The following is a 2,788-nucleotide window of genomic DNA, read 5'->3' on the forward strand; positions in this document are numbered from 1 at the left end:
CGGGCGGCGTGGATCACCGGTCGCACATGGGATCTCGGGACGGCCTTCGAGGACGGTGCGGCCGAGCCGTGGCGGTTGCCGCCCGGCGTGCTGGCCGTCGCCTCGGGCCGCGCGGTCCCGGCGCTCGACTGCTATCGCGCGGCCGGGCTCGCGGCCCGCGAGCGCGGCGAATCCTCCTGGCAGGCCTTGATGCTCGCGCAATCGGCCCGGGTGCGGCTGTCGATGGGGCACTGGACCGATGCCGCAGCGGACGCTACCGCCGCGCTCGATCTCGCCGAGTCGAACGGATTCGTCAATTCCGCTGTGCAGAGCCTGAATACGCTTGCCCTGCATGCCGCGCTCAGCGGGGACCGGGAGCTGGCCGAGCGCTTGTGTGAACGGTCGCTGGAGCTTTCGCGTCCGCTGCGACTGCCGGTGCTGACCGCAGCCGCCTGGCTGGCGCTGGGCGCGGCCGCCCTCGCCGCCGGTGAACCCGAACTCGCGCTGACCCGGCTGTCGCCGCTCATCGACCCCGCGCACGACGCCTGCCATCCGACGCTCGCCGCCCTCGCCGCGCTGGACGCGATCGAGGCGGCCGTGCGCGTCGGCCGCGCCGCCCCGGCCCGGGAATTCCTGACGGCCCTGCGGGATTGGGTCGCCGACACCGACGCCGCGTGGGCGGTGGCGGCCCTCGAATGCGGGCGTGCCCTGCTCGACGGTGACGCGAGCGCTGAACGCCACTTCGGGGCGGCGCTGGCGGCTTCGGAGGCGAGCGGCCTGCCCTTCCGGCACGCCAGAATCCAACTGCTCTACGGCGAATGGCTGCGGCGCACCCGCCGCCGCAGTGTCGCGCGCGAGCAGCTCGAGGCCGCCGCGACGACCTTCGAGCGCCTGGGCGCGCGGTCCTGGGCGCAGCGGGCCCGGCAGGAATCCGATCTCGTCGATGCCCGCTCCTGCCTGCGGATCGGCGACGAGCAGGACGAACTGCTGACCCCGCAGGAAGCCCGGGTCGCGCGGCTCGCGGCGAACGGCGACACCAACCGTGAGATCGCCGCCCGCCTGGCCATCAGCCATCGCACGGTGGGCCACCATCTCTCGCGCGTGTTCGCGAAACTCGGCGTGCACTGCCGCGAGGAGCTGTCGCGCTCACCGCATCTGCGCTCCGAACCCACCCGCCACCCCTGACCGCGGCGTCCGGCGAATCCCTCGCCCGCCCTGCCAGGCTGGCTCCCGCCCGTCCCCGTCGGGGCGGGAGTCGGCCGCCCTTCGCGCTCACAGCTCCTGTTCGAGATCCAGGGCGGCCAGCTCGTCGCGGCTGGTGATGCCGAGCTTCGGAAAGACATGGGAGAGATGGTGTCCCACGGTGCGCGGGCTGATGAACAACTGGGCGGCGATGTCGCGGTTGGTCAGGCCCTTGGCCGCCAGGCGGGTGACCCGTAGTTCCTGCGGGGTCAGCAGGGCGCGGGAGGATCCGGCCGGAAGATGCTCCGGCTGCTCGCCCGCCAGGGCAGACTCCTGGCGGGCTCGCGTGGCCCAGGGCGTGGCGCGCAGCTGTTCGAAAACCTTCAGCGCGGAACCCAATTGGGCGCGGGCGTCGGTGCGTCGGCGATTGCGCCGCAGCCATTCGCCGTAGAGCAGCTGGGTGCGCGCCTGCTGGAACGGACGGGTGGCGGCCTCCGGTACGGCGAGCGCGTCGCGGAACAGGCGTTCGGCCTGCTCGCCGTCGGCGGCCAGTGCCCCCGCCAGGGCCGTCGCCGCGATCGCCCAGGTGGCCCCGGTCCGCTCGGCCCAGGAGGCGAGCACCGTCGTGGCCGCGGCGGCCTCCTCGGTCCGGCCCAGCCGGACGGCGGCCTCGATGGCGTCGGGTGCGGCCAGCGCGGCGAAGGTCGGATGATGGGCTTCGTGCCCCGGCTCCAGGATCGGTGCGAGAAAACCCCACGCGGCCTCCGCGTTTCCGGCTCCCAAGGCGTCCAGGCCCAGATTCCAGTACCCGGAGGCGTTGAGGGCCGTGCCCCGGCGCGGACGGCTCAGGGCCAGCGCACGCTCGGTGGCCGCGACCGCGTCGGCATGCTCACCGCGCACCGCCGCCAGCCAGCCGACCGTGGTCAGCGCCCGCGCGAGCGGATTGGGCTGGCCTTGCTGCTCGGCCAGATACAGGGCGTCCGCGACGTTCTCGGCGGCGTCGTCCCAGCGGCCCAGCGACAGCTCCAGCATCGCCAGGGAATTGTGGGTCACCAGCATGCCGGTCGTGCTTCCGGCGATGCGCACGTCCTGCGAGACCATCCGGAACAGCTCCCACGCCTGTTCCGGCTTACCGATCGCGAACGCGTGAATCGCCGGCGGCAGCCGCCACAACCCGGCCAGTTGCTGACCCGCCTCCAGCGCCTCGAACACCTCGGCGTCTTGATCGGCGCCCGGATCCTCCAGGCCCGCGGACCACGCCGCGCGCCGGGCCATGTGGCGCAGTTCCGGTTCCAGATACGGTCCCGCCACGGGCGCGTCGCGTTCGAACAATTCCAGCGCACGGTTCGGGTCGCCGTGGCTGAGTTCGATCAGGCCCTCCAGGCCGCCGCTGAACCGCACGGCCGTCTCGTGGCCCGCGTCGGCCTCGGCCCGGCGCAGTAGCTCGCGCGCGGAATCCACACTGCCGCTTTCCCATTCGTTGCGGGCCGCGAGCGCGAGCCGCTGACCCGCCGCGACCGGATCGGGGGAGAGTTCCGCGGCGCGCAGCAGCGCGCGCACCGCGGAGTGCCGGGCCCCGCGTATCCACGCGCGCACCGCGGTGGCCTGTAGCTCGGCGGCGACCTGT

The 2,788-nt window shown here is 73.7% G+C and carries 2 protein-coding genes; one reads left to right on the forward strand and one right to left on the reverse strand.

What is annotated here, in order from left to right; translation table 11 throughout:
• On the forward strand, positions 1-1,164 hold a 1,164-nt coding region (locus ACWELQ_RS42870), incomplete at its 5' end, for a helix-turn-helix transcriptional regulator (RefSeq protein WP_452402712.1).
• An 87-nt stretch (positions 1,165-1,251) separates the two neighbouring features.
• Here the strand turns inward: ACWELQ_RS42870 and ACWELQ_RS42875 are convergent.
• On the reverse strand, positions 1,252-2,788 hold a 1,537-nt coding region (locus ACWELQ_RS42875; protein WP_452402713.1), incomplete at its 5' end, for a LuxR C-terminal-related transcriptional regulator.

This window comes from Nocardia sp. NPDC004722, assembly GCF_053601505.1.